Source organism: Natronococcus sp. JC468 (assembly GCF_012163165.1).
GTDB classification, from domain to species: domain Archaea; phylum Halobacteriota; class Halobacteria; order Halobacteriales; family Natrialbaceae; genus Natronococcus; species Natronococcus jeotgali.
The window spans coordinates 1-788 of record NZ_JAAVUO010000115.1; the positions used below are offsets into that span (position 1 = coordinate 1).

The 788-nt window shown below is 57.6% G+C and carries 1 protein-coding gene; it reads right to left on the reverse strand.

Going from position 1 to position 788, the window contains the following annotated elements; all coding sequences use genetic code 11:
- Nucleotides 1-204: 204 nt before the first annotated feature.
- A partial coding sequence (locus tag GWG54_RS20615) for a transposase (protein ID WP_167939495.1) occupies nt 205-788 on the reverse strand: 584 nt, incomplete at its 5' end.

Below are 788 nucleotides of genomic sequence, written 5' to 3' on the forward strand. Positions count from 1 at the left end.
ACAGTAGTTGCTGATTCGATCAGGAAGACCGCGAAGGCTGGAGGAGCGTACCGGTTCTGACTTCGTGAAGACGCACTCAGTACTGGACAATGAGTGCTACAGCTGCAGAAACGCCTCTTCAGCCGCTGTTCTGTCAGTCTTGCCAGTACCGAGGAGGCAGACTGACTCGGGCCGACCAGCCCGAGTCAGTCGCCGAGCCAGCTGCTATCCGTACGGGATTTGCCCGAGGAACGCTCGGAACAGGGCGGTCGGGACGACTGGATCCGTCCCGACCGCCTGACGTGAAGTCACGAGCAGATTCGTCAACACCCAGAGATTGTACAACGCTATGGCGAACAGGAAGTAGAACAGCCGTATCGAGAACGTCGGCGACGACGTTCGTGGGAGAAATTCCGTGATCTTTCGGGAGGAGGTTTCGATGCCCCAGCGACGGCGATATGCTTCAGCCAGTGGTTGAGCGATCTCGACGTCAGTTCCGACGTCGAAATCGCGGTTGGTGACCAGACAGAAGTGGTCGTCTTCTCGTGTTCGATGCGGAACGACGACGAGCCGGACTGTCGTCCGGCCCGTCGGTGAATTCGACCGAACCATCTCATATTTTGCGATGAACGTGTCGCTGTCATGCTTCTTGATGAGCTGCTGTACCTTCCGCGTTTGGGGCGCACGTATGACGAACTCAACGCCGAGGTCTTCAAGCGTCAGTGCGAGATGAACGCGGTAGAAGCCACGGTCGAGGTAGAGCCGATTGATCTCGGCGTACTCACGCACTTCTGAGACGAGTTGGCGGA